The sequence below is a fragment of the Cellulosimicrobium composti genome, from assembly GCF_010287905.1.
Classification (GTDB): Bacteria; Actinomycetota; Actinomycetes; order Actinomycetales; family Cellulomonadaceae; genus Cellulosimicrobium; species Cellulosimicrobium composti.
On record NZ_JAAFAN010000001.1, the window covers coordinates 18,675 to 43,789 of the forward strand.

Here is a 25,115-nt window from a genome sequence, read left to right on the forward strand (position 1 = left end):
CCGCCGCGGACGCGCACCGTCAGCCGTCGCGCAGGAGCCGCCCCCACGCGGTGCGCACGAGCGCGCGCCGCAGCGCGCCCCGGGGTCCGGCGGCGGCGAGCGCGGCCCGCGCGGCGTTCCAGCCGCACGCGCCGTGGACGCCGCCACCCGGGTGGGCCGAGGCGCTCGCCAGGTAGAGCCCCGTGACCGGGGTCTCGGGGCGGCCGAGCCCGGGGGTCGGCCGGAGGAAGAGCTCCTGGTGGACCGCGGACGTCCCGCCGTTGATCGCCCCGCCGCCGAGGTTCGCGTCGGCGGCCTCGAGGTCGGCCGGGGTCTGGACGAAGCGGCCCACGACCGCGTCGGCGAACCCGGGCGCGACGCGCTCGACCGCGCCCTCCATGCGCGCGACCTCGGCCGCGACGACGTCGGTCGACCACGGCACGCCCTCGGGCACGTGCGTGTACGCCCAGGCGGACTCGGTCCCGGCGGGGGAGCGCGAGGGGTCCGCCGTCGTCATCTGCCCGAGCACGAGGAACGGACGCTCGGGCACCTGGCCCCGGGACAGGGCCGCGGCGACGTCGACGAAACCCGCCCGGTCGACGCCGAGGTGCACCGTCCCTGCGGTCCGGGCGCCCGGCGCGGTCCACGGCACCGGGCGGTCGAGCGCCCAGCTCACCTTGAGCGTGGGGTGGTCCCACTGGAACCGCCCGAGGTCCCGGACGAGCCGCGGCGGCAGCCGGTCGGCGCCGACGAGGTCGAGGTAGAGCGCGGGCGCGCTCACGTCGGCCAGCACCGCGTGGCGCGCGCGCACCTGGCGGCCGTCGGCCGTGCTCACGCCGACGGCGCGGCCGCGCACCACGTGCACCCGGTCGACGCGCGCCCCGGTGACGACGTCGCCGCCGCGGGCGCGCAGGCGCGCGACGAGCGCGTCCGGGAGTCGCCCCGCCCCGCCGGTGGGGACGGGGAACCCGACGTCCTGCCCCAGCATGGCGAGCAGCCACCCGAAGACGCCGCTGCCCGCGGCGTCGGGCGGCACGTCGGCGTGCATCGCGTTCCCCGTGAGCAGCAGGCCCCCGCCCTCGCCGCGGAACGACTCGTCGGCGAGGCGTCGCACGGGCAGGACCGCGAGACGGGCCAGGTCGAGCGTGCCGGCCGCCCCGAGGCGGCGCAGCACGCGCAGCACCGGACCCGCCGCCGGCAGGGGGCTGAACAGGGCGTCGAGGAGCGCGTCGCGCACGCGGTCCCAGCCCGCCACGAGCTCGAGCCACGCGTCGCCGTCCCCGGCGGCGAACTCGTCGAGGCCGGCGGCGGTGTCCTCGGGGCGCGCGCGCAGGACGGCGGCACGGCCGTCGTCGAGCGCGTGGGCGAGCACGTCCGGCGCGCGCGACCACGACAGCCCGTGGTCCTCGAGGTGCAGGCCCCGGATCACGGGCGAGCCGGCGGCGAGCGGGTAGAACGCGCTGAACAGGTCCGTGCGGAACCCCGGCGCCGCGACCTCCGCGTCCCGCACGGCCCCGCCCCACGTCTCCTGCGCCTCCAGGACCAGCACGTCCCACCCCGCGTCGGCGAGCGCGTTCGCGGCGACGAGCCCGTTCGGACCCGCCCCCACGACGACGGCGTCGACGGTGGTCAGGCCCACGGGTCGAGCACGACCTTGATGCAGCCGTCCTCCTTGCGCTGGAACGTGCGGTACGCGTCCGGCGCGGACTCGAGGGGGAGCCGGTGCGTGCGCAGGTCGAGGACGCCGAGCGGGTCGGCGACGTCGGCGACGAGGGGGAGGAGGTCGTCGGTCCAGCGCCGCACGTTCGCCTGCCCCATGCGCAGGGTCAGCTGCTTGTCGAAGAGCTGCATCATCGGCAGGGGGTCCTTCGCGCCGCCGTAGACGCCCGAGAGCGAGATCGTGCCGCCCCGCCGGGCCAGGTCGATCGCCGCGTACAGGGCCGCGAGACGGTCGGTCCCGGCGCGCTCGGTGAGCGGCGCGGCGATCGCGTCGGGCAGGACCCCGACCACCTTCTGTGTGGTCTCCGCGACCGGGGACCCGTGCGCCTCCATGCCGACCGCGTCGATCACGGAGTCGGCGCCCCGGCCGGAGGTGAGGTCGCGCACCGCGGCGACGAGGTCGTCGACGGCGGTCGGGTCGATCGTCTCGACGCCGTGCCGCTGGGCCATCGCGCGGCGCTCCGGCACGAGGTCGACGCCCACGACGCGCCCCGCGCCGCGGTGCAGCGCGATGCGGGCCGCCATCTGGCCGATCGGCCCGAGCCCGAGCACGACGACCGTGCCGCCCGGCGGGACGTCCGCGTACTCGACCGCCTGCCACGCCGTGGGGACCACGTCGGAGAGATAGAGGTAGCGCTCGTCCGGGGACCCGTCGTCGGGCACGACCACGGGCCCGTACTGCGCCTGCGGGACGCGCAGGTACTGGGCCTGGCCGCCGGGGACCTGGCCGTAGAGCTTCGTGTACCCGAAGAGGGCGGCGCCCTTGTCCTGGGAGCGGACCTGCGTCGTCTCGCACTGGGTCTGCAGGCCGCGCTCGCACATCCAGCAGTGCCCGCACGCGATGTTGAACGGGACGACGACGCGGTCGCCGACCCGGAGGTTCCCCGCCTCGGGGCCGACCTCCTCCACGACGCCCATCGCCTCGTGACCCAGGACGTCGCCCGCGTCGAGGAACATCCCGAGCACGCCGTACAGGTGCAGGTCGGAGCCGCAGATCGCGGTCGACGTGACGCGCACGATCGCGTCGGTGGGCTGCTCGATCCGCGGGTCGGGCACGTCCTCGACGCTCACCTTCTCGCGTCCCTGCCAGGTCAGTGCTCGCATGGTCTGCCGTCCTTCCGTCGATGGTCGTGCGTCGTGCGTCGTGCGTCCGGCGTCGTGCGCCGGGCTCAGCCCTTGCTCCCCGTCGTCGCCACCCCCTCGACGAAGTGCCGCTGGCCGAGGAAGAAGAGGAGGATCATCGGGAGCGTCGTGATGACGGAGGCCGTGACGACGACCTCCCACTGCGACTCGCCACCCGGGCCGAACTGGTCGATGAGCGCCTTGAGACCGCGCGGGATCGTGAACGTCGACGAGTCCTGCAGGTAGATGAGGGGCCGCATGAGGTCGGTCCACGACGCCTGCGCCTCGAAGAGGAACGTCAGGACGAGCGCGGGCCGGCACAGCGGCACCGCGATGCGCCAGAACATCTGCCAGTTGTTCGCGCCGTCGAGCCGCGCCGCCTCGAACGGCTCGCGCGGCAGGCCGAGGAAGAACTGCCGCAGCAGGAACACGTAGAACGCGCTCGCGAAGAGGTTGCCCGCCCACAGCGGCACGTTCGTCCCGACGAGCCCCAGCTGGTTCCAGATGAGGAACGTGGGGATCATCGTCACCGCACCGGGCAGCATCATCGTCGCCAGCACGAGCCCGAACAGCGGCCCGCGGCCCCGGAAGCGGAAGAACGCGAACCCCCACGCGACGAGCGCGCTCGACACCGTGACGAGCCCGGCCGCGAGCACGGTCACCACGACCGTGTTGCCGAGCCAGAGCGCGAGCGGCGCCTCCTGCCACACCGTGACGTAGTTGTCGAGCGTGAACGTGCGCGGCACGAGCCGGTTGTCGAAGACCTCGGCGCGCGGCTTGAACGAGGCCGAGAGCAGCCACAGCAGGGGGTAGACGAACGCGACGGTCGCGAGCACGAGCGCGGCGAGCACGACGGCGCGCAGCCACCGGCGCCGCGGCCCGCGAGCGCTCGGTGCCGGTCGCGCCGGCGGGGGAGGCCCGAGCGTCTCGGGGGTGCCGGCCGCGGGGTCGGTCGCCGCGCCGGCGCCGCTCACCGCGGGGCGGGGGAACGAGGGGGCGGTGGTCATCGCTGCTCCCCCTCGTAGTAGACGAGCCGTCGGGACACGACGAGCTGGACGACCGTGACGAGCATGATGACGACGAACAGGAGCCACGCGAGCGCCGAGGCGTACCCCATGTGCAGCTCCTGGAACCCCTCCTGGAAGAGGTAGATCACGTAGAACAGCGCGGCGTCGTTGCGGTAGGTCGAGTTCCCGGCGCCGAAGTACGCCGAGTACGCCTCGGTGAACATCTGGAAGCCCGCGATCGTGTTGATGACGACGACGAAGAACAGGGCGCCGGAGATCATCGGCACCGTCACCGCGCGCGTGCGGCGCCAGAAGCCTGCGCCGTCGACGCGGGCCGCGTCGTAGAGGTCGTTCGGCACGTTGCGCAGCGCGGCGAGCAGGATGATGACGGCCGACCCGACGGTCCAGAGGCTGATGAGGACGAGGCCGGGCTTGATCCAGTCCTGGTCCGTGGTCCACGACGGGCCCTGGATGCCGACCCACGACAGCACCTCGTTGACGATCCCGTACTGGCCGTTGAACAGCAGGAGCAGGAGCACGCCGACGGCGACGGGCGGCGTCATCTTCGGGATGAAGAACGCAGTCCGGAAGAACCCGGCGGAGCGCGCCGCCTGGTTGAGCAGGAGCGCGAGCGCGAGCGCGACGACCGTGTACAGCGGCACCTGGACCACCGTGTAGACGAGCGTGTTCCACAGCGACAGCGCGACCTTCGGGTCCTGCGCCATCTCGCGGTAGTTGTCGAGGCCCACGAACGTCGGGTCGTTGATGACGTCGTAGTCCGTGAGCGACAGGTAGGCGCTGTAGAGGATCGGCCACGCCGTGAAGACGACGAAGCCGACGATCCACGGGCTGATGAAGCGCAGCGCCGCGTTGCGCTCGCGCCGCTCGGACGGGCTGGGGCGCGCGCGACGGCGCCGGACCGGCGCCTCGCGCGACCCGCCCGTGGCCGGCGTCGGCAGGGCCGGCGCGACGGGCGTCGTCACCTCAGTCCTCCTCGTCCCACCGCGCCCACGCGTCGTCGAGCGCCTGCTGGGCCTCGTCCTGCGCCTGGGCCAGGGCGTCCGCCGGCTCCTGCTGGCCGTTGAGCACGCGGTTCACCGCGTCCTGCCAGGCCGTCTCGAACTCGTTGTCCGCGGGGTTGGCGGGCAGCGCGAAGGTCGCGTCGTTCGCCTCGTACATGGCGTCGATCGCGTCCTGCCAGGGCTGCGGCGCGTCGTCCGGGACGAGGTCCTCGCGGATCTGCTCGTCCGCCTCCTCGTTGCCGGTGAGGACGCCGGTGAACACGAGCCCGTCCTGGGCCCTCGCGTCGGCGCGCGCCTGCGCCGCCTGCACCCACGCGTCGGTCTCCGTCATGAGGCGCGCGAACCGGCACGCCGCGGCGGGGTTCTCGCTGCCGCGCGGCACGGCCCAGGCCGAGCCGGAGGCGAACGCGATCGCGTCGCCGTCGGGCGTGCGCACGGCGTCGAACGCCATGGGCGCGTCGGGCGACGACTCGTTGAGGACGTTGATGTACCACTGCTCCATCGGCATCGCGCCGAGCACGCCCGTGGCGAACTGGTTGCCGGCCCCGAAGAAGTCCGCCGAGTCGCGGTAGGTCTTCACGGCGGGGAAGCCGCCCTGCGCGTCGTAGATCCCGACGGCCCACTCGAGCGCCTCGACGACCTCGGGCGCGTCGAGCTGCGCCGTCCGCCCGTCCTCGGAGAGCAGGTCGGCGCCCGCGGCCTTCGCCCACAGGGGCAGGAACTCCGGCAGCTTCGAGTCGAACCCGATGACGCTCAGCGTCCCGCCGTCGGTGCGCATCAGCGCCTCGTTCGCCGCGGTGACGGCGTCGCGGTCGGACCCGTTCACGTCGTCGACCGTCAGCCCCGCCGCCGACAGCAGGTCCGCGTTCGCCATGGTGACCTGGACCTGGTTGAACTCGGGGATGCCGTACACGCTGCCGTCGAACGTCACCTGCTCGACGGCGGTGTCCACGAACGCGTCGAGGTCGACGCTCTCGGCGTCGACGCACTCGTCGAGCGGGAGGATCGCGTCGCGCGACGCGAACGTGCCGATCTGGTCCCGGTTGGCGTAGACGAGGTCCGGCGGGTTCCCCGACGCGACGGCCGACAGGAAGGCCTGGATGTCGAGCTCGCCCTCCGCGAGGCGCACGTCGACGCCCTCCAGGTCCTGCGTGGCGCGGTCGTACCGGACCTCGCCGATCTCGTCGCCCGTCCCGAACCCCATGACCGAGAGCTCGCCGGACGGCGACCCGTCGGCCGAGAAGTCGACGTCCGCGCCCTCGTCTCCCGTGCCCTGGGCGCAGCCCGTCAGGGCCAGGGCGGCTACCACCATGCTCGTTCCTGCGGCTGCGGCTGCGGCGCCGCGTCGGCGGACCATCATCTGCCTCCTCGTGGGAGCCACGGGGGACGGCAGGGGTGCGCGACGCCACCGTGGTGCTCGACGGCGTCGGCGGCTGGCTGCACCGACGCCGCCAGTGAAGCACCGCCGCCGTCCGCACACACGTCGAGCCGGTTCTCGGCGCGGTCCCGCCGCGACGGCCCGCACGCCCGCACGCCCGCGCGCCCGTGCGACGGCGCGACGGCGCGCGTGCGGGCGCCCGCCGGGCGCGGCACGCTCGGGGCGTGACACACGAGGACGGCACGACGGAGCCGGCGCGCGGCGCCCGGGCGCGCGCGGCGGCGAGGCGGGCGCGCGGCGTGCTGTCCGCGGCGCAGCAGCGCTGGGTGCGCCACCCGCGGTGGTCGCTCGCGGTCAAGGGCGCGATCGCCGCCGCTCTCGCCTGGTTCGTGGGGGTCCTGGCGCCCGAGCCGTTCTCCGACTACCCCTACTACGCGCCGCTGGGCGCCGTCGTCGCCACGACGAGCACGCTCGCGCGATCCGTGCGCGAGTCCGTCCAGGCCGTCCTCGCGATCCTCGTGGGTGCGGCGATCGCGCGCGTCGTGGACCTCGCGCTGTACCCGAGCGCGGCCTCCGTGGCGCTCGTCGTCGGTCTCGCGCTGCTGTGCGCGGGGTGGCGCCGGTTCGGCGAGATGGGGACGTGGGCCGTGACGTCGGCCCTGTTCGTGCTCATCATCGGCAACGCGGCGAAGGTCGAGTTCGTGGGCGCCTACGCCGGCCTCGTCGTCGCGGGGGCCGCGATCGGCGTCGGGATCAACCTCCTCGTCCCGCCGCTCCCGCTCACGCCGACCGAGGAGGCGCTCGACGGGCTGCGCGACACGCTCGTCGACCAGGTCGAGGCGCTCGCGGACGGGCTCGACGGCGAGCGGCCCCCGTCCGCGGAGGAGTGGGAGGAGCGGCGCCGCGAGGTCGAGCCGACCCTGACCCGGGCGCGCGACGCCGTCTCCCGCACGCGCGAGGCCGCGCGGGCGAACATCCGCCTGCGCCGGCATCGCGACTGGGCGGCGTCGCAGGTCCGCCGGGCGCGCGAGCTCGAAGGGTCGGCGGACGTCGTGGAGTCGCTCGTCCGGCTGCTGGTCGAGTGGGAGCGTGAGGACCGGGACGACCTCGCGCTCGGCGCGCGCCTGCGACCGCTCGCGTCCCGAGCGCTGGGCTCCTACGCCGTCGCGCTGGGCTCGGTGGGCACCGAGCCCGCGGACGCGGACGCGCTGCACGACCTCGACGAGCGCGCGGAGGAGCTGCGCGAGGCCGTGCGCGCCGCCCGGCACGAGCAGGACGAGGACTACTTCGTCGCGGGCGCCGTCGTGCTCGCCCTGCGGCGCGGCGCCGCGGCGCTCGCGCCCCCGCCCGCCTGACGGGCGGGCGGCGCGAGGCCGGGACGCGCGAACCGCCCCGGTCCCGCCGGCTGGTCGGACTCAGCCGGTGGCGGGACCGGAGCGGTTCACGCGGTCAGGCGCGCGTGCTCACGCGCGGCGTCACCCGCAGGCGTGCGCCGCGTGCTCGACTACGACCTCGCTCGACGCCTCCTCGCCGTCCACGACCGCGGTCGCCGTGACCGTGACAGAGCCGGCCTCGAGCGCCGTCGCCCGCGTCGCGAACGACTGGTAGGCGGCCGCGCCGGGCTGGACGTCGGAGACCGTGCGCGACCCGAACGCGGTCGTGAGGGTCACGTCGGCCGGGACGTCGGACGCGTTCGTCGCCGCGACCGCGAGGTACGCCGTGCCGGCGAGGCAGCGCGGCGCGACGGTGACGTCGAGCGCGACGCCCGCCGGCTCCTCGGCCGGCGTGACCACGAGGTCGCGCAGGCTCCCGGTGTTGTCGAACGAGCCGAAGCCCACCCGGCCCTCGCCGAACGTCGTGTCGTTCGCCGTGAGGAGCGGCGTGTCGAGGCCGTCGACGTAGACCGCGACGTCGCCGCTGTCCGCGCACCGCACGACGCGCACGTCGTGCCACTCCTCGTCGGTGACCGCGGGCGGGGCGCCAACCGCGCCGTCCCACTGGTCGTCGATCCGCTCCCGGTCCTTCCCGTCGACCTTGAAGATGCCGTTGTGGGCGTAGATCGTGTTGTCCTGCGACAGGTGCGCGTAGTAGTACTGCGTGTCCGACTGCCAGCCGAACACCACGATGACGTCCCGGTTGTTCACGGACGCCGGGGCGTCGAGCCTCACCTCGGCGTCGAGCGCGAACGAGCCGAGCTCCGGGCCCTCGGTGAGGACGGCGTACTCGAACGGGCGGCGGATGCCGTCGTTCGGGTCGGTGCCGGCCTGCGCGAGCACGATCCGGTCGCCCGGGAACTGCCACTTGGACGGCGTGCGCGGCGCCCAGTGCTCGGCGCCCATGACGTCCGTGATCGGCTCGCCCGCGGGCGCACACGACGGCGGCGCGGGCGGCTCGACGGGCTCGGCGCCGAACAGCGCGTACTGCGCGGCGACCTGCTCCGGGGTCGGGACGACGTCGAGGAACATGAGGTCGTCCATGCGCCCGTGGAACGGGTTCGCCTCGCGCGTGTCCTGCGGGAAGCTGCCGCCGATCTTGATGCCCCGCGGGTCGGTGGGGGAGGTGGCCCCGGCGCCCCAGGGGTTCGAGGCGGTGTACCGGCCCTCGAGCTCCTCGCCGTTCATGTAGAGCTTCATCTCGCCGCCCGCGAAGTCGAACGTCGCGGCGAGGTGGACCCAGCGGTTGCGCTCGAGGATCTGGTCCCACGGCATGTCGGCCGCGAACGTCCACGAGCCGCCGCCGTCGACGCGGCGCCCGAGGGCCACGAGTTTGAGCTCGTCCCCGACCGTGATGACCTCGAGCAGCGCGCGTACCGCGTGGCCGTCGGAGTCGCCGGTCAGCACGCCGGCGAGGCCGATCGCGTTGTACCGGTCGTCAGGGTCGGCCGAGCCCGAGTTGAGCGCCGGGTGCTCGCCCGTGGGCTTGAACCAGCCCATGACCGAGATCTCGTCCGCGTCCGCGAAGGCCCCGAGCGAGTCGACGCCCTCGGGGTCGTAGACGCCCGCCTTCCAGTCGTCGTTCGACGACGCGCCCGGGCTCATCTGCTGCGTCTGCAGCGCCTCGCCCGCACCCGGATAGGCGCGGTCGGCGACGCGCATCTCGACGCCGCCGTTGACGAGCTGGACGTCCGTGCCCGACCAGCCCTGGTCCGCCTCCCACGTCGGCGCCCCCTGGACCGGGTGGTCGAAGTCGTAGTGCGCGACGAGGTTGCCGGCGAGCTCGGGCAGCGCGACGGGCGAGCTCGCGGTCACACGGCGAGCGCCGGTGACCTTCCAGATCTTCCCGTTCGCCTTGGCGACGAGGTACAGCTCGCCGTCGGCGTCGGACCCGAACCGCAGGTCGACGCGCTGGTCGCCCACGAGCTCCTGGAACGTGGTCTCCTGCCCGTCGGCGAACACGCGCAGGTGCTCGATCTCCGCGAGGTCGTCGAGGTCGCCGTCGTTGCGGACCATCTCGTCCTGCTCGGTCGCCAGGACCCAGCCGCGCACGAGGTCGGTGAAGAGGTAGCGCCCGCGCAGCTCGGGGATGTCGCCGCGGTAGACGAACCCGCCGTTGAGCGCGACGCCCGCGTCGCCGGTCTGGCCAGGGTCCCGGTTGTGGTCGTACGCGGCCACGGGATAGGTGAAGCCGTTCTCGGCGTCGTCGGCCGGCAGGGGGAAGATCTGCCGGTTGTCCGCGAGGAACGGTCCCTCGCGCACGGACCAGCCGAAGTTGTCGCCCGGCTCGACGGCGTACACCGACTCGACCTGCCACTCGCCGATGTGGCCCAGGTACATCGTGTGGTCGCCCTCGGGGTCCCAGCTGATGCGGTGCGGGTCGCGCATCCCGACGGCGTAGATCTCGGGCAGCGCGCCCGGCGTGCCGAGGAAGGGGTTGTCCGCCGGGATGCCGTACCGCCCGTTGGCACTGTCGTCGCCGAGCGGGTCGATGCGGAAGATCGTGCCCTGCGGGGTCGCGAGGTTCTGCGGGTTGCCGTTCCCGACGCCGTTGCCGCCGTCGCCGACGAGGACGTACAGGTTGCCGTAGTCGGCGTCGCCCTCGGAGACGGTCGGGTTGAACGCGATCTGCTGCACGGTGTGCACGCGGCCGGCGAACGGCACGCGCAGGACCTCGCGGCTCGTGCCCTCGAAGGTCTCGGCGGACGGGTCGGTCGCCTTCCACTCGGTGACGACGCTGTGGAACTGCGTGTTGCCGTAGGCCGGGAAGTCCGGGGTGTCCTCCGTGAGCGCGGTGCCGCCCTCGGTGTGCACCGTGTAGAACAGCCCGTTCTCCGCGAAGTCGGGGTGGAACTCGGCGGACCCGAGGCCCGTGCCCAGCCCGGCGCTGTTGTGGAAGTTGTCGAGGAACTGCTCGCGCACGTCCAGGTACGGCACGTACGCGCCCGTGTCCTTGCCGACCGTGTACAGCACCGCGTTGTTGTCGGGCACCATGAGGCGGCCCGAGCCGTCGGGGATCTCGTCGAGGTGCGTGATGCGGTTGTGGCGCACGAGGCGCTGGTCCTGCGTCGCCGGGGTCGTCTGCGACTCCGGGAGCTGCGCGAGCTCGGTGACCTCGATGCCGAGCGTCGAGGGGGTCGGGTCGGGCAGCGGGTTGAGCAGCGGCTGGGTCGGCGTCGTGCCGCCCGCCGCGCAGTCCGCGGGGTTGCCCGTCGGGATCGCGAGGTTCTGCCCGGTCGTGTCGACCGCGACGTCGTCGAGCATGAGGCGGCCGGCGCTGCTGGCGCCGTTGATCCAGAAGAAGCGGTCGAGCGCGCCCGAGACGCTCTGGCGGAACCCGAACTGCTCCTCCGTCCCCTCGGGCAGCCGGGTGATCTCCTCGTACGGGCCGCCCTGGCTGTACACGCTGACCGTGTCCGTCGCGTTGTCCGCGACGATCCACACGCACTGCCACGTGTCGCGCGACCACACGCCCGCGGGCTTGAACGCGCCGCCGTCGCGCACGAGCATGACGTCGTCGTTCTGGTTGTTGACGTACGCGCGGCTGTGCACGTAGTCGGACGGCGCGTCGTTGTCCGTGACCCCGAACGACGTGTCGACGCTGCCGTTGCGCATGAAGCGGAAGAACACGGTCCCGGTGGTCCCGTCGGCGATGCCCGGCACCGCGCGGTGGGCGCGCTGCGTGCCGCCGACCATCTCGAGGACCTGGTTGTTGCCGTTGAGCGGGTCGGCGATGACCCGTGCCGCCGAGGACGCGGACCAGCCGTCCTGCCCGTCCAGGGCGGTGCGCTCGTAGGCCTCGAAGCTCAGGATCTCGGTGAACTCGTCCTCGGCCGTCTCGGCGGCCGCGGGTGGCACGAGCAGCGTGCCTCCCAAGACGGCCGCGAGGGCGACGGCGAGCGCCGTCCTCCCTCGTCGGCTCGCATGCGTAGACGTCATCGTCTGCTCCACTTCGTCGGATGTGCTGGCACGACGCTGTTCAGCGCTGTCATGTCCTGCGACCCGGGGCGTCGGTGTGCCTGCCGGGTCCTCCTGCACGCCGTCCGTGCCCCGCGGCCGCGTCGTTGCGGCGAGGTCGGTACGGGTCGCGCGCGCGGCCGGTGGCGGCCCCGCGCCGCCGCGTCCTGCTGTCCCGTCCCTGATCGAGCTGCACGTCCGTGTGCGCGACCCTCGCAGCGTAGGGAAGGCGCTTTCCGAGTGTCAAGGAACAGGGCCGCGCACAGCCCTGCCGGTGGTTCTCAGGAGGCGTCGGCGGCGTCGAGCGCGGCGACGACGGCCTCGACGGGGATGCGGCCGCCCGCCACGAGGGACCCGCCGCCGCGGCGCAGGGCGGCGGCGAACGGGGCCGCCCACGTGTTCTCGTACACGAGCACGCCGGCCGCCGCTCCGGGGGCGAGCGCCGCGCCGGCCTCCTCGAGGTCGTCGTCGCCGAGGATCCCGGAGGACGCCCCCTCGAACACCGTCAGGTCGAACCCGCCCGTCGCGTCCAGGTTGCGCAGGTCCACGGCGGACACCTCCCCGCTCGTGCTCTTGCGCACGAACGCGAGGTCGAGCACACGGATGATCCCGCGATCGACGAGGTCGAGGAGGAGGGGCAGCGCCTCGCCGTCGAGCCGGTTCTCGGGAAACTCGACCACGATGTAGTCGATCGGGCCCATCTCGTCGGTGTCGCTGTCCATCGGTCCCTCTCCTGTCGGCGTGGCCGGGAGCCGTGCGCCCGGCGGGGCGTCGGCGTCTCCACCGTGCCCGGAGGCGGACGGCGCGTCCTCACCCGCGAGGGGTGAGCGGGCCACCACCGCCGCGAGGAGCGCCGCGAGGTCGTCCTCGGCGACCCGGCGCGCGGTGCGCGCCCCGGGGTGCGCGCGCTCCACGCCGACGAGCATCCGCTGGGCGAGCGCACCGACACGGCCCCGCACCACGACGTCGACCTCCGTGCGGTGCCCGGGGCCGCCGGTGCGCAGCTCGACCAGCTCGAGGCCGAGCGACGCGAGGCGCTGCAGCAGGCCGTACAGCGCGGCTTGGTCGCGCACCGTCGCCTCGAGCTGCGTGCACTCGACCGCGCCCCGCACGCCGAGCTCGGCGAGCTCGGCCGCCGGGAGCGACACCGAGCCCAGGACGGTCACCTCGACGACCGTCGTGCGGTCCACGCGCTCCTCCGCATCGCCCACGGCACCAGCGTGCGCGCAGGTCACGCGGCGCGGATCACCCGGGGCGGGTGCCGCGAGCGACTACCCCCGGCGGGTGAGCACGGGCGCCCGGGCGGCCACCACAGTGGGAGCGTGGCGACGAGCGCCACCGGAGACGAGGGGTGCCCGATGGACGGTTTCTGGGACTGGTTCTGGCTCATGGTGTGGTGGTTCTTCTTCATCGCGTACCTCGTCGTGCTGTTCCAGATCGTCGCCGACCTGTTCCGCGACAAGGCGCTGAGCGGCTGGTGGAAGGCGCTGTGGATCGTCGCCCTGATCGTCCTGCCGTACCTGGCGGCGCTCGTCTACGTCGTCGCGCGCGGACGCGGCATGGCGGAGCGGCACGCCGAGGAGGACCGCGCGCGCCGGCAGGTCATGGACGACTACGTGCGTGCCGCGGCCGGCAGCGGCCGCTCGCCGGCGAGCGAGATCGCCGACGCGAAGGCGCTGCTGGACTCGGGCACGATCGACGCCGACGAGTTCGCCCGGCTCAAGGCGCGGGCGCTCGCCTGAGCCGCGATGACCGACGAGACCGGACCCGCGTCCGCCGACGTCGCGGCGCGGCTCGCGGCGCTCGAGCGCGAGAACGCCGAGCTCCGGCGGCGCCTCGGGACCGTCGCGGGTGACGGGTCCGCGGGGGCCGGGCGCCCGGCCGCCGGCACGACGCCGGCCGTGCGGCGCCCGCACCGGAGGCTGCGGGCGGTGGCGTGCGCGGTGCTCGTCACGCTCGGCGCGCTCCTCGCGCCGCTGGGCGCCGTCTCCGCCTGGGCGCAGCGCGAGCTCACCGACACCGAGCGCTGGGTCGCGACCGTCGGGCCGCTCGCCGCCGACCCGGTCGTGCAGTCGGCGGTCGCGGGGCGCCTCACCGACGTCGTGATGTCGCGCGTCGACGTGGGCGCCCTCGTCGACGACCTCGTCGCCGGGCTCGAGGAGCGCGACGTCCCGCCCCGCGCCACGCGCGCGGTCGCGGCGCTCGAGGCGCCGCTCACCTCGGGCGTCGAGTCCCTCGTGCACGAGACCGCGACGCGCCTCGTGGAGAGCGACGCGTTCGAGGGCGCGTGGCTCCAGGCCAACCGGGTCGCGCACCAGCAGCTCGTCGCCGTGATGCGCGGCGAGGACGGCGACGTGCTCCAGGTCGGCGACGACGGGACGCTGTCGATCCAGCTGTCCGGCCTGATCGACCTGCTCAAGGAGCGCCTCGTCGAGCGCGGGCTCGACGTCGCGGCCCGCATCCCGTCGGTCGACGCGACGTTCACCGTCGCGCAGTCCGCGCAGCTCGTCGTCCTGCAGAACCGCTACGCCCAGGTCGTGACCCTGACGGCGTGGCTCCCGTGGCTCGCTCTCGCGCTTCTCGCGGCCGGGGTGCTCGTCGCGAACGAGCGCCCGCGCGCGCTCGTCGTGGCGGGCCTGGCGTTGACGGCGGCGATGCTCGCGCTGGGGATCGGGCTCGCCGTGGCGCGCGGGCTGTACCTCGGCGCGCTCTCGGACCGGGTGCTGCGGCTCGACGCGGCGGAGGTGGTGTTCGACCAGGCCGTCGGCTACCTGCGGCTCACGCTGCGGACCGTGGGCGTCCTCGGCCTCGTCGTCGCCCTCGCGGCCTACCTCGGGGGGCGCAGCGAGTCGGCGCGGAGCCTGCGCGCCGGCCTGTCCGGGCTCGGCGCCCGCGGCCGGCGCTGGGCCGAGGGGCGCGGCGTCACGTCGGGCCCCGTCGGCGACTGGCTCGGCCGCCACAAGACGTTCGTGCGTGTCGTCGTCGTGGCGGTCGCCGCGCTCGTCGTCCTCCTCGCCGGGACGCCGACCCCGGGCCTCGTCGTGGGAACAGCGCTCGTCGCCGGCCTCGTCCTCGTCGTCGTGGAGCTCGTCGCGCGGCCTTCCGCGGAGGGCCGCACCTGAGCGTCGACGCCCTGCGCTCCGCGAGGCCCGGGCGTAGCCTGCCTCCATGGCGTCGGTCGAGCCACGAGCCGAGCCGGAGGACGCCGTCCGCGCGACGGACGCCTCCGAGCCGACGCGCGCCCGGACCACCGTCCCCGACGTCCCGCCGTCCACGGTCCCGCGCCCCGCGGTCGAGCGGCTCGTGGGCGCCGCGCGGACGCGGCGGCTCACGCTCGTCTCCGCCGGTCCCGGATGGGGCAAGACCACCGTCACGGCGCGATGGGCGCGCGGTGGTGCCGGCGTCCGCGTCGCGTGGCTGACGCTCGAGCCGTTCGACGACAAGCCCGCCGCGTTCTGGTCGGACGTCCTCGCCGCGCTGCGCGCCGCGGGTGCCGTGCCTCCGGGCCACCCGCTCGAGTCGCTCGTCGTGCCGCCCCGTCTGACCCCGGCCCTCCTGCGGCGGATCCTGGGCGCGATCGAGCTGCTGCCCGAGCCCGTCGTGCTCGTGCTCGACGACTTCCACCACGCGGCGTGCGCGGCCGTCGCGGAGACGGTGGACGACCTGCTGCGCTACCCCCTGCCGCTGCACCTCGTGGTGCTCACGCGCGTCGACCCGCTCCTGCGGCTCCAGACGCTGCGCGCACGCGGCGACGTGGCCGAGGTCGGCGCGGCCGACCTCGCGTTCGGCGCCGCGGACGTCGCGGCGCTGGCCCTCGCCGCGGGACGGGGGCTCGACCCCCACGGCGTGGACCGCGTGCTCTACGAGACGGGCGGCTGGGCCGTCGGGGTCCGCCTGCGCGTCGAGGCGGACGACGCCGCGAGCCGGGCGCGCGCGGACCGCTCGGCCGCGGAGTTCCTCCTCACGGAGGTCCTCGACCGCCAGGAACCCGCGACGCGGCGCTTCCTGCTGCGGACGAGCGTCACGACGGCGGTGTGCCCCGACCTCGCGGCCGACCTCGCCCCGGGTTCGCCGGCGGGGCGCCTGCTCCCCGGTCTCGCGGCAGCCGACGGGTTCGTCACGACCGCGGGCGAGGGCCGCACCTGGTACCGGTACCACCCCCTCCTGCGCGAGATGCTCGTGAGCGAGCTCCGCGTCGAGGACCCCGGCGGGCTGCGCGACGCGCACCGCGCCGCGGCCCGGTGGTTCGCCCGCGAGGGTGAGTCGCTGCGCGCGCTCGAGCACGCGGTCGCCGCGGAGGACTGGGGGCTGGTCGGCACGGTCTTCGTCGAGGGCGCGGCCGCACAGCTCGCGGGGCCGCACCGCGAGAGCGTGGCGGAGGCGCTGCGCCGCGTGCCGTACGCGGACCTCCCGCCGGACGCCGGCCTGGCCCTGTGCGCGGCGTCGCTCGCGTACGCCGAGGAGCGGTTCGACGCGGCCCGTCGCCACACGGCGTTCGCGCGCGAGCTCCTCGACCCCGTCGGGCAGCCCGCCGCGGCCGTGCTCGTCGAGCTGCTCGACGCGTCGGTCGCGCGCGCGACGGGGGACGTGCGCGGGCTCGCGACGGCCGCGGGCGCCGCGCTGGCCGTCGCGGAGGCCGCGCCCTACCCGTTCCCGGCGCTCGACACCTACCGCGGGATGGCCGCGGCGCAGCGCGCGGCCGGCCTGGCCTGGTGCTCGGTCGGCCCGGAGCGGTCGGGCACGACGGCGGCCGCAACGTCCTCGACGCGCGCGTGGCGGGCCCCCCAGCTGTTCGTCCTCGGGGCCCGCGCGGCGGCGGCGCTGCTCGCCGTCGCCGAGGGCCGGCTCGACGACGGCGACGCAGCCGCGCGCGCCGTGCTCGCGGAGGCCGAGCCCCGCGGCTGGGACGGGTACGCGCACGTCCGCCCGGCGCACGCGGCGCGCGCGTGGGTGCGGTACCTGCGTGCCGAGGACGACGGCGTGGACCGGGATCTCGCGCACGCGCTCGCCGCCGACGCCGGAGGGCGCGAGCCGGCGTCGGGCGTCGCGGTCCGGCTGCTCCAGGCGCTCGTCGCCGCGGACCGCGGGCACGCGCGCGCCGCGCGCCAGGCGCTCGCCGGGGCCGACCGCGCCCTGGCCGGCGTCGCGACGCCCCCGGCAGTCGCGGACCTCTGGGTGCGCGCCTCGGCGGCGGTGCGGGCGCTCGACGACGGCGCGCACGCGGCACGGTCCGCGCGCGGGACGCGCGAACGGCTCGGCAGCACGGGAACGGTCGCCGTGTGCACCGCGCGCGGGCTGCTCGCGGTAGGACGGACGGGCGCCGCGGTGCGCGCGGTGTCGGGGCTGGTCGACGCACCCGACGGCGAGGTCGACCCGCTCGTGCGCGTCGAGGCGGCGCTGGTCGAGGCGTGCGCGCTCGTGCGCCCCGGCGCGCACCGGCTCGACGCGGCGCTGCGGCGTGCGCTCGACCTCGCCGCACCGGAGCGGCTCGCCCGGCCGTTCCTCTCGGTCGCGGTGCACACGCTGCGCCCGGCTCTCGTGCGCGCGGTCGCAGGTCGCCCCGACGAGCTCGGCGCGCGCCTGCGCGGCCTGCTCGACCGGGCCGAGGGCGCGCCCGAGCCGGTCCCGCTCGTCGAGCCGCTCACCGAGCGCGAGCTCGCCATCCTCGTCGTCCTGCCGTCCATGGCCAGCAACGTCGAGATCGCGGAGGACTTCTTCGTGTCGGTGAACACCGTCAAGGCGCACCTGAAGTCCGTCTACCGCAAGCTCGGCGTGGTCCCGTGACGGCTCACGACCGCGAGCCGACGAGCCCGCTCTCGTAGGCGACGATCACGGCCTGCACGCGGTCGCGCACGCCGAGCTTGGCGAGCAGGTTGCCGACGTGCGTCTTGACGGTCGTCGCGGAGAGCACGAGACGCTCGGCGATCTCCGCGTTCGACAGGCCCTGCGCGACGCACCGCAGCACGTCGAGCTCGCGCGGCGTGAGCGCGCGCAGCCGCGGGTCGAGGCCGTCGTCGGGCGCGGGGGCGTCGCCCGCCGGGAGGTGCGGCGCGAAGAGGTCGAGCACGCGACGCAGTACGCGGGGCGCGACGACCGAGCTGCCGGCAGCGACGGTGCGGATCGCCTCGACGAGCTCGTCGGGCCGGGCGCTCTTGAGGAGGAAGCCGCTCGCGCCGGCGCGCAGGGCGGCGAACGCGTGCTCGTCGACGTCGAACGTCGTGAGCACGAGCACGCGCGTCGCGGGGTGCTCCGCCACGACGCGGCGCGTGGCCTCGATCCCGTCCGTGCCGGGCATCCGCACGTCCATGACCACCACGTCGGGGGAGAGCGCCGCGACCTGGTCGAGCGCGACGGCGCCGTCGGACGCCTCGCCCACCACCTCGAGGTCGGGCTCGGACTCGATGACGAGGCGGAACCCCATCCGCAGCAGCGCCTGGTCGTCCACGAGCAGCACCGTCGTCACGCGCGTCCTCCCTCGTCGTCCCACGGCAGCACGACGTGCACCGTCCAGCCGCCGCCGGGTCGCGGGCCCGCCTCGACGCTCCCGCCGAGCAGGGCGGCGCGCTCGCGCATCCCGATGATCCCGCGCCCCGTCCCGCCGCCCGCGCCCGGCCGCGTGCCGCCGTGGTCGGCGACCTCGACCTCGACCGTGCCCGGGCAGCGCCGCACGACGACCTCGGCCGCCGCGGTGCCCGGGGCGTGCCGCAGCACGTTCGTCAGCGCCTCCTGCACGATCCGCACGAGCGCGAGGCGCAGCGACGTGTCGGCCGGGAGCGCGACGTCCAGACCCGTCGCGGTGAGCGGCAGGCCCGCGGCCCGGAACCGCGCGACGACGGCTGCGAGGTCGGTGCCGGTCGGCGCGGGGCGCCCGTCGCCGTCGGCGACGCCGGAGTCGTCGGGGTCGAGCGCGCCGAGCACGCGCTGCATGTCGCCGAGCGCCTCCCGGCCCGTGCGCGACAGCTCGCGCAGGGCCTCGCGCGAGCGCTCGGGGGCGCGGTCGAGCGCGGCGCCCGCGCCGTCGGACAGGGCGACCATGACGGAGACGCTGTGCGCGACGACGTCGTGCATCTCGCGCGCGATGCGCGCCCGCTCGGCGGCGCGCGCGAGGGCGGCGCTCTGGTCGCGCTCGCGCGCCATCGCCCGGTAGCGCTCGGCGAGGTCCTCGGCGTGCAGGCGGCGGGCGCGCGCGCCCGAGCCGGTCGCCATGCCGAGCAGCAGCAGCGCGAGCAGGAGCGACGCGCTGGCGGACCGGCGGCCGGGCGAGAACGGGGGCTCGGCGAGGTCGCGCACGGGCGGGCTGCCGTCGGGACGCACGATCGGGTCGCTCCACAGGAGGATCTCGGCGAGGCCGATGTCCTGCCACCACCACAGCGCGGCGGTCACCGCGACGAGCACCGCGGCGCACGTCGCCCAGGCCGTGCGCGGCGCGCGCGTCGCGGCGACCGCGTGGACCGCGCACGCGAGGCACACGCCGAGGACGCCGAGCACCCCCGCGGTGGCGAGCGACGCGACGGCGAGCCCGGTGAGCACCGCGGTGACGAGCAGCGGGCGCGCCCGACGCGCGGTGAGGAGGGCGGCGCCCAGGACGGCGCCGACGAGCCACGCCGACACGACCCGCTCGGGGACGTGGTCCTCCGGCCGGAACATCCCGAGGTTCGTCGTGCCGTCGACCGTGGCGAGCGCGACGACGCCCGTGAGGAGCCCGAGCGCCACGACCGCGGCGACGAGCGCCGCGTCGCCGACCCACGGGTGGGTCGCGAGCAGCCGGCTCCGACGGCTCGGCCGGAGCACGTCCGGGGCGGCGGCCTCCTCCCACGCTGCCCCCGCGCGCGCGGGGAAGGCGGCGTGCGGCGAGGGCATGGCCCCACTCTCCCATCCCGGCGGCACGTCAGGTGACGTCGCCGCGTCGCAGCCGGTACGCCGCCGCGGCGAGCAGGGCCGCCGCCCACGCCGCGAGGACGAGGTGTCCCGACCACGGGCCGGGGTGGGGCCCGAGGGACCCGGCGGCGAGCGCGTCGAGACGGCCGTCGTCCAGGAGCACGCGGGCCCCGGCGCCCGGCAGGAGCGCGCGGGCCGTGTCCGCGACGCGGCCCGGGTTGGTCGCGAGCAGGTGGTCGAGCACGACGAGCGCGAGCACGCCCGCGACGAGCGCCGCGTCGGGGCGTCGCACGAGCGCGCCGAGACCCAGCCCGACGAGCGCGACGCCGGTCTGGTGGAGCACGAACCCGGCGAGCAGCCGCGCCGTCTCCGGGTCCGTGACGTCGAGCGCGAGCCCGGCCGCCGCGCGCAGCCCGGCCGTCGCCGCGACCGCCGCGCCGAGCGCGAGGACCGCGACGACCAGCGCCGCCGCCGTCGTGACGAGCGCCTGGCCGACGAGGACGGGGAGGCGCCGCGGCACGGCGGCGAAGGTGCTACGCGCGGTGCCGGTGCGGTACTCGTCGGCGCCGGCCCTCGCCCCGAGGACGAGGAAGCCGAGCTGGGAGAGCACGGCGCCGGCGACGGCGATCGGCGCGCCCGACGCACCCGGCTCCGGGCGGGCGAACAGCCCGAGCCCCCACGCCGTCGCCGCCGCGGCGGCGACGGTCGCGAGAGCGAGCCAGCCGGTCGAGCGCAGGCTCGTGAGCTTGTCGGCCTCGGACGCGACGACCCGGCCGAGGGTGACGCCGCGGGGACGCGGGTCGAGCGCGGGTCGCGCACGGCGCGCCGTGGCGGTGGCGGGGACGCCGCCCACTCAGACCACGTCCCGCGTGCGCAGCCGGAGCGCCGCCGCCGCGAGGGGCAGCGCGATCCACGCGGCGAGGACGAGACCCCCGCCCCACGGGCCGAGGTCGGGCGCGCCCTCGACGACGACGTCCGCCGTCAGGAGCGCGCCCGCCCCGCTCGGCAGGAACGTGACGACGGTGTTCACGACCGCCACCGCGGGCGGCACGCCGCCGGTCGCCGGGGCGAGCGGGTCGGTCGAGAGGTCGGTCGCGAGCAGCAGCACGACCGGGAGGACGAGCACGAGCAGGACCGCGGCGGTGAGCGCCGGGACGGACCGGCGCACGAGCGCGCCGATCGCGAGCCCGAGGAGGGCGGTGCCCGTGAGCAGGAGCGTCATCCCGAAGAGGGTCTGCGGCGTCCCGTCCCTCCCGAGCTCCAGCGCGATGTCGCGCGACCGCGCCGACGGCAGCAGCGCGAGCACCGCCGCCGCGACCGCGGCCACCGCGGTGAGCAGCGCGAACGCGGCCGTGGCGACGGTCTGCGCGACGAGCACCGGCCAGCGCCGCGGCACCGCGACGTACGTCGTGCGGAACGCGCCGGTGCTGAAGTCACCGGTGCCGACGACGACCCCGAGGACGAGCGGCGGCACCTGGGAGAGGACGACGCCGGACGTGAGCGACCCGAGCGGGTCGAACCCGGGGTCCACCGACGACGCCTGCGCCGAGAGGTGGGTCAGGACGCCCGAGACCACGACCGTGAGGGCCGCCGCCCACCACGACGAGCGCAGGCTCGTCAGGGCGGTCCACTGCGCGGCGACGACGCGGAGGAGCGTCGGGCCTCCGGCGTCCGCGGGTCGGTGGGCGGTCGGGCGGGCGCGGCGCGACGCGGCCGTCGTGGCGGTCATCGGGCACCTCCGACGGCGGTCGTGCCGGTCTCGCCGACGGCGCGGCCCTGGTACTCGACCGCGCCCGCGGTGAGCCGCAGGTACGCGTCCTCGAGCGAGCCGTCGGCGGCGAGCTCGGCGACCGGGGCGTCCGCGAGGAGCCGGCCGCGCCCGATGACGACGACGCGGTCGGCGCACAGCGCGAGCTCGTGCATGAGGTGGGACGAGAGGAGCACGGCGCGGCCCTCGGCCGCCAGGTCGCGCACGAGCCGGCGCACCCACAGCACGCCGTCGGGGTCGAGACCGTTGACCGGCTCGTCGAGGACGAGCGTGCCCGGGTCGCCGAGCAGGGCCGCGGCGATCCCGAGGCGCTGACCCATCCCGAGCGAGAACGTCCCCGCGCGGCGGCCCGCGACGCTGTCCAGCCCGGTCATCCCGATGACCTCGTCCACCCGGGCGCGGCCGATCCCGTGCGTGCGGGCGAGCGCCGTCAGGTGCCGGAACGCGGTGCGCCCCGGGTGCACCGAGCGGGCGTCGAGCATGACGCCCACCGTGCGCAGGGGCGCGGGCAGGTCGGCGTACCGGCGCCCGTCGACCGTCGCGGTCCCCGAGGTCGGGCGCTCGAGGCCCACGACGACCCGCATCGTCGTCGACTTCCCGGCCCCGTTGGGCCCGAGGAACCCGGTCACGGCGCCCGCTCGCGCGGTGAACGTCAGCCCGTCCACCGCGGTCGTGGGCCCGTAGCGCTTCGTGAGCGCCGCCACCTCGATCATGCGTCCTCCCGTCGTCCGGGGCGCCCGCCGCCCGGGCGCCGCCGTCGTCGACGCTACGGACGCACGCACCGACCCCGGCTCGGGCTCGCGGCCGAGATCGTCGGGCCGGGGGCCTCCTCCTCGAGGAGGAGACGCTCCCGCCACGGGCGGACCGCGGCGGCTCAGGAGACGCCGTACGCCGCGTCGTCGCGCGGTGCGGCGGACGTGGTCGCGCGCTCGCGCTCGCGCTCGGTGAGCGCGTCCCGCAGGGCGGCCCGCGTGCTGATGCCGAGCTTGGGGAACACCCGGTAGAGGTGGCCGCCGACGGTGCGCGGGGAGAGGCACAGCCGCGAACCGATCTGCCGGTTCGTCAGGCCGCTCGCCGCGAGGCGCGCGATCTCGCGCTCCTGCGGGGTGAGGGCGTCCGGGGCGGCGGCGGCCCGACGGACCGTCCGTCCCGTGGACCGCAGCGAGGTGCGCGCCCGGTCGAGCCACGGCGTCGCGTCGAGACGCGCGAAGAGCTCGACCGCGCGCTCGAGACGCACCCGCGCGCGGCGCAGCTCGCGGTCCTGGCGCAGCCGGTCGCCGAACGCGAGCTCGACGCGCGCGAGGTGGAACGGCCACGCGCTCGCGCCCGGGTCGTCGACGACGTCCTCGAACGCGGCGCGGTAGGTGCGGGCGTCGGCCGTCATGGCCCGTCCGGCGCGGCACTGGAAGGCCAGCCGGGGCGAGACCCGGGGGAGTCCGAGCGCGGTCGCGGCCTCGACGTGGGCCCGCGCCTCCCCGACCCGGCCCGTCCCGACCGCGGCCTCGACCAGGTCCAGCAGCGACCACACGCCCAGCTGGTCGTGGTCGGGGAAGTCGCCGGGCGGGGCCACGGACGTGAGGAGGGCGTACGCGTCCTCGTGCCGGCCGGACGCCAGGGCCGCGAGCGCCTCCGTGCCGGACGTGAACGTGCGCACCGCGTACGCCCGGCGCGGGACCGCCCACCGGTGCGCGCGCTCGTGGGCGTCGCGCAGGCGCTGCCGGTCGCCCCGGGCGGCGGCCACGAGCAGGCTGACGTGGAGCGCGCCCCACTCGAGCGTCGGGTAGCCGTTCTCGCGGCACCACTCGGCGCACTCCTGGGCGAGCGCGACAGCCTCGGTCCAGCGCCCGGTGTGGTAGGCGTCGACGGCCAGGAGGATGAGGCCGTTCGCCCCGGCGGCGACGGCGCCGCCGCGCCGGGCGTCGTCGACGACCCGTTCGACGGCGGCCCGGGGCAGCCGGTCGACGTAGTGCCCCGCGAGACCTACCTGGAGGATGCGGACCGGGTTGGTGTCCGAGCCGATCTGCTCCACGAGCGCGTCGAGCTCGGCGAGCATCGCCGGGGTGGACCGGGCGGGGTCGCCGAACGTCCGCGCGCCGAGGACCAGCGCGCGCGGCAGCACCGTGGAGAACCGGGCGACCGTGCGGTCGAGCTCCTCCCACAGGGCCGCGCGTCCGCCGAAGGTGCACACCGCCATGAGCGTCGTGACGGCGGCCTCGACCGCCGGGTCCGTGGACCGGGGGTCCGCGTGCGCGAGGGCGGCGACGAGCATGCGGTGCGCGGTGTCGATGTCGCCGTCGCTGTTGAGGAGGTGTGCCGCTGCGGCCGCCGCCGCGCCGAGCGTGTGGACCGCGTCCGGCGCGGCGCGCCGTGCCTCCTCGAGGAGCGCGTGCGCGCCGTCGAGCGACCCGGAGAAGTTCGCCCCGAGGTAGGCGGCCTCGGCGAGCCGTCGGGCACGCTCGCGGGGCTCGGCCGTGAGCTCGGCCGCACGGACCATGCGCGCGACGGCCTGCACGACGTCCCCGCGGCTCACCGCGACGCGGCCCGCCTCCTGCAGGGCTGCGGCGGCGTCCTCGTCGTACCCGAGCGCGGCCTCCCCGCGGTGCACGGCACGCAGGGACGGGTCCGTCGCGAGCTCGGCGAGGTGGCGGTGGGCCGCGCGGCGCTCGGCGGGCGTCGCGAGCTCGACGGTCGCGGCGCGCGTGAGGGGGTGGCGGAACACGAGCCGCTGGTCCCGCTCGACGCGCACGAGGCCCTGCTCCTCGGCCGGCGCGAGGTCCGCGGCGGCGGCGGCGAGCGTCGGCACGAGCGGTGCGCCGTCGCGGCCGTTGAGCGCGGCCAGCAGCAGCAGGTGCCGCGTGGGGCGCGGCAGCGCCTCGACGCGCGCGGCGAACATGGTGCGCAGGCGGTCCGTGAGCCGCAGGACGACGGGCAGACGGTCGCCCGCGCGCTCCTCCTCGGACGTCAGCGCGCGGGGGAGCTCGACGAGCGCGAGCGGGTTGCCGCCGGCCTCGAGGATGACGCGGCGCCGGGTCGCCGGGTGCAGGGGCGCGGCGCGCGACCGCAGGAGCCGCGCCGCGTCGGCGTCGTCGAGCGGTCCGAGCGTCAGGGTGTCGGTGCGCTCGTCGAGGAACGACTCGGAGCCGCTGCGCTGGGCCGTGAGCAGCGCCACGGGGAGGCCGGACAGACGGCGGGCGACCCGGCTCAGGGCGAGCGCGCTGGCACGGTCGAGCCACTGCACGTCGTCCACGACGAGCAGCAGGGGGCCTCGCCGCCCGAGCAGGCCGAACCACGACAGCAGCGCGGTCGTCACGACGAGGCGGCGGGGCGGTGGGCCGGCCTCGATGCCGAGCGCCGTGCTCAGGACGCCGCCGTGCGGTGCGGGGAGGTCGGCGAGCGTGGGGAACGCCGGGAGCATGAGCTGGTGGAGGCCCGCGTAGGTGAGGTCGGCCTCGTACTCGAAGCCGCTGCCGCGCAGCACCTGCCAGCCGTCCGCGGCGGCGCGCGCCGCGGCGTGGTCGAGCAGCGCGCTCTTGCCGATCCCCGGCTCGCCGACGACGCGACAGGCGCCGCCCGTGCGCGCGGACGTGGCGAGGAAGCGGTCGAGCGCCGCGGTCTCGGCGTCGCGCCCGAGGAGCGCCCTCGCGGACGGCGCGTCCGTGCTGCGCGTCATCTGCTCCTCCTCCGCCGGCACCACGGGTCGCTCGCGCGCCCCCGTCGTCCGCTGCCCACGTCGGTCCGCCCGGGTTCTCTCCACCGGTCGCGGCCGTCGACGTGCCGAGGTGTCCAGGGTCCCGCACGGCGGGCGCGACGGAATCCGTAGGGGCATCCGTAGGCCCGGAGCCCGGTGCGCGC

Annotated in this window: 17 protein-coding genes; 4 read left to right on the top strand and 13 right to left on the bottom strand. The window is 76.1% G+C overall.

Annotated elements, in window-relative coordinates; genetic code table 11:
- Nucleotides 1–19 precede the first annotated feature (19 nt).
- The 5 genes from GYH36_RS00105 to GYH36_RS00125 all read right to left on the bottom strand — a co-directional run bounded on the left by GYH36_RS00105 (nt 20) and on the right by GYH36_RS00125 (nt 6,161).
- Nucleotides 20–1,618 carry a phytoene desaturase family protein gene (locus GYH36_RS00105; protein WP_231492818.1) on the bottom strand — a complete coding sequence of 533 codons (1,599 nt, stop codon included), beginning with the start codon at nt 1,616–1,618 and terminating at the stop codon, nt 20–22.
- Nucleotides 1,609–2,802 carry a zinc-dependent alcohol dehydrogenase gene (locus tag GYH36_RS00110; RefSeq protein ID WP_024840134.1) on the bottom strand — a complete coding sequence of 398 codons (1,194 nt, stop codon included), beginning with the start codon at nt 2,800–2,802 and terminating at the stop codon, nt 1,609–1,611. The genes GYH36_RS00105 and GYH36_RS00110 overlap by 10 nt, the downstream gene beginning before the upstream one ends.
- Before the next feature lie 65 nt (nt 2,803–2,867).
- Nucleotides 2,868–3,827 (bottom strand): carbohydrate ABC transporter permease, encoded by a 960-nt coding sequence (locus GYH36_RS00115; RefSeq protein ID WP_024840135.1) that lies wholly within the window; start codon nt 3,825–3,827, stop codon nt 2,868–2,870.
- A complete protein-coding gene (locus tag GYH36_RS00120) occupies nt 3,824–4,810 on the bottom strand; it encodes a carbohydrate ABC transporter permease (protein ID WP_024840136.1) in 987 nt (328 codons plus the stop codon). Before GYH36_RS00120 ends, GYH36_RS00115 begins: the two co-directional genes overlap by 4 nt.
- Before the next feature lies 1 nt (nt 4,811).
- Nucleotides 4,812–6,161 carry an ABC transporter substrate-binding protein gene (locus GYH36_RS00125; RefSeq protein ID WP_231492819.1) on the bottom strand — a complete coding sequence of 450 codons (1,350 nt, stop codon included), beginning with the start codon at nt 6,159–6,161 and terminating at the stop codon, nt 4,812–4,814.
- 290 nt (nt 6,162–6,451) lie between these two features.
- Between GYH36_RS00125 and GYH36_RS00130 the strand changes: the two genes are divergently transcribed.
- A complete protein-coding gene (locus GYH36_RS00130; RefSeq protein WP_024840138.1) occupies nt 6,452–7,582 on the top strand; it encodes an FUSC family protein in 1,131 nt (376 codons plus the stop codon).
- A gap of 120 nt (nt 7,583–7,702) precedes the next feature.
- On the opposite strand, the gene GYH36_RS00135 is transcribed toward GYH36_RS00130, so the two are convergent.
- Nucleotides 7,703–11,599 carry a PQQ-dependent sugar dehydrogenase gene (locus tag GYH36_RS00135; protein WP_246209075.1) on the bottom strand — a complete coding sequence of 1,299 codons (3,897 nt, stop codon included), beginning with the start codon at nt 11,597–11,599 and terminating at the stop codon, nt 7,703–7,705.
- A 299-nt stretch (nt 11,600–11,898) separates the two neighbouring features.
- Entirely contained in the window at nt 11,899–12,828 is a 930-nt protein-coding gene (locus GYH36_RS20160; protein ID WP_312028434.1) for a DUF6325 family protein, read from the bottom strand.
- Between the two features lie 147 nt (nt 12,829–12,975).
- Between GYH36_RS20160 and GYH36_RS00145 the strand changes: the two genes are divergently transcribed.
- Genes GYH36_RS00145 through GYH36_RS00155 form a run of 3 tightly spaced genes read left to right on the top strand, consistent with a single transcriptional unit; the run spans nt 12,976 to nt 17,401 of the window.
- Nucleotides 12,976–13,359 (top strand): SHOCT domain-containing protein, encoded by a 384-nt coding sequence (locus GYH36_RS00145; protein WP_024840141.1) that lies wholly within the window; start codon nt 12,976–12,978, stop codon nt 13,357–13,359.
- Between the two features lie 6 nt (nt 13,360–13,365).
- On the top strand, nt 13,366–14,739 hold the full coding sequence (locus GYH36_RS00150; protein WP_162288772.1) for a hypothetical protein: 1,374 nt from the start codon (nt 13,366–13,368) through the stop codon (nt 14,737–14,739).
- A 46-nt stretch (nt 14,740–14,785) separates the two neighbouring features.
- Entirely contained in the window at nt 14,786–17,401 is a 2,616-nt protein-coding gene (locus GYH36_RS00155) for a winged helix-turn-helix domain-containing protein (RefSeq protein ID WP_162288773.1), read from the top strand.
- Nucleotides 17,402–17,405: 4 nt separating this feature from the next.
- Here the strand turns inward: GYH36_RS00155 and GYH36_RS00160 are convergent, their stop codons facing one another.
- From GYH36_RS00160 to GYH36_RS00185, 6 genes are all read right to left on the bottom strand, one after another.
- The gene (locus GYH36_RS00160; RefSeq protein ID WP_024840144.1) at nt 17,406–18,080 is read right to left on the bottom strand and encodes a response regulator; all 675 of its coding nucleotides are present in this window, start codon (nt 18,078–18,080) and stop codon (nt 17,406–17,408) included.
- On the bottom strand, nt 18,077–19,477 hold the full coding sequence (locus GYH36_RS00165; RefSeq protein ID WP_162288774.1) for a sensor histidine kinase: 1,401 nt from the start codon (nt 19,475–19,477) through the stop codon (nt 18,077–18,079). Before GYH36_RS00165 ends, GYH36_RS00160 begins: the two co-directional genes overlap by 4 nt.
- A 28-nt stretch (nt 19,478–19,505) precedes the next feature.
- Nucleotides 19,506–20,348 carry a hypothetical protein gene (locus GYH36_RS00170; protein WP_162288775.1) on the bottom strand — a complete coding sequence of 281 codons (843 nt, stop codon included), beginning with the start codon at nt 20,346–20,348 and terminating at the stop codon, nt 19,506–19,508.
- Nucleotides 20,349–21,224: a hypothetical protein gene (locus tag GYH36_RS00175; protein WP_203231433.1), complete on the bottom strand. Its 876-nt coding sequence runs from the start codon at nt 21,222–21,224 to the stop codon at nt 20,349–20,351.
- Nucleotides 21,221–21,976 (bottom strand): ABC transporter ATP-binding protein, encoded by a 756-nt coding sequence (locus GYH36_RS00180; protein ID WP_162288776.1) that lies wholly within the window; start codon nt 21,974–21,976, stop codon nt 21,221–21,223. The genes GYH36_RS00175 and GYH36_RS00180 overlap by 4 nt, the downstream gene beginning before the upstream one ends.
- 161 nt (nt 21,977–22,137) lie before the next feature.
- Nucleotides 22,138–24,933: a helix-turn-helix transcriptional regulator gene (locus tag GYH36_RS00185; protein WP_162288777.1), complete on the bottom strand. Its 2,796-nt coding sequence runs from the start codon at nt 24,931–24,933 to the stop codon at nt 22,138–22,140.
- Between the last annotated feature and the right edge of the window lie 182 nt (nt 24,934–25,115).

Coding starts and splice junctions, on each gene's coding strand:
- GYH36_RS00110 (WP_024840134.1), bottom strand. CDS start 2,802: ATGCGAGCACTGACCTGGCAGGGACGCGAGAAGGTGAGCGTCGAGGAC.
- GYH36_RS00115 (WP_024840135.1), bottom strand. CDS start 3,827: ATGACCACCGCCCCCTCGTTCCCCCGCCCCGCGGTGAGCGGCGCCGGC.
- GYH36_RS00125 (WP_231492819.1), bottom strand. CDS start 6,161: ATGGTGGTAGCCGCCCTGGCCCTGACGGGCTGCGCCCAGGGCACGGGA.
- GYH36_RS00135 (WP_246209075.1), bottom strand. CDS start 11,599: ATGACGTCTACGCATGCGAGCCGACGAGGGAGGACGGCGCTCGCCGTC.
- GYH36_RS00145 (WP_024840141.1), top strand. CDS start 12,976: ATGGACGGTTTCTGGGACTGGTTCTGGCTCATGGTGTGGTGGTTCTTC.
- GYH36_RS00150 (WP_162288772.1), top strand. CDS start 13,366: ATGACCGACGAGACCGGACCCGCGTCCGCCGACGTCGCGGCGCGGCTC.
- GYH36_RS00155 (WP_162288773.1), top strand. CDS start 14,786: ATGGCGTCGGTCGAGCCACGAGCCGAGCCGGAGGACGCCGTCCGCGCG.
- GYH36_RS00165 (WP_162288774.1), bottom strand. CDS start 19,477: ATGCCCTCGCCGCACGCCGCCTTCCCCGCGCGCGCGGGGGCAGCGTGG.
- GYH36_RS00175 (WP_203231433.1), bottom strand. CDS start 21,224: ATGACCGCCACGACGGCCGCGTCGCGCCGCGCCCGCCCGACCGCCCAC.
- GYH36_RS00180 (WP_162288776.1), bottom strand. CDS start 21,976: ATGATCGAGGTGGCGGCGCTCACGAAGCGCTACGGGCCCACGACCGCG.
- GYH36_RS00185 (WP_162288777.1), bottom strand. CDS start 24,933: ATGACGCGCAGCACGGACGCGCCGTCCGCGAGGGCGCTCCTCGGGCGC.